General features: G+C 69.3%; 1 pseudogene. It reads right to left on the reverse strand.

Going from position 1 to position 228, the window contains the following annotated elements:
• Nucleotides 1-228 (reverse strand): annotated as a pseudogene (locus KVT44_RS59920) (hypothetical protein); the annotation flags it as partial.

The following is a 228-nucleotide window of genomic DNA, read 5'->3' on the forward strand; positions in this document are numbered from 1 at the left end:
AGCTGCAGGGCCACCGAGACGCGCTTGCGCTGGCCGCCGGAGAGGGAGGTGACCTCCTTCTCCTTGTGGATCTCCAGCTTCAGCTAGCGCAGCACCTCGTCTATGCGGGCCTCACGCTCGGCCGTCGTGGTGGCGGCGGGGAAGGGCAGCTTGGCCGCGAACTTGGGGGCCTTCTTGGCGGTGGGTTCCTTGGGCAGGATGTCGTCCTGCGGGCCCAGCCCGATGCGC

Source organism: Streptomyces sp. GbtcB7, assembly GCF_019091445.1.
Taxonomy (GTDB): domain Bacteria; phylum Actinomycetota; class Actinomycetes; order Streptomycetales; family Streptomycetaceae; genus Streptomyces; species Streptomyces mirabilis.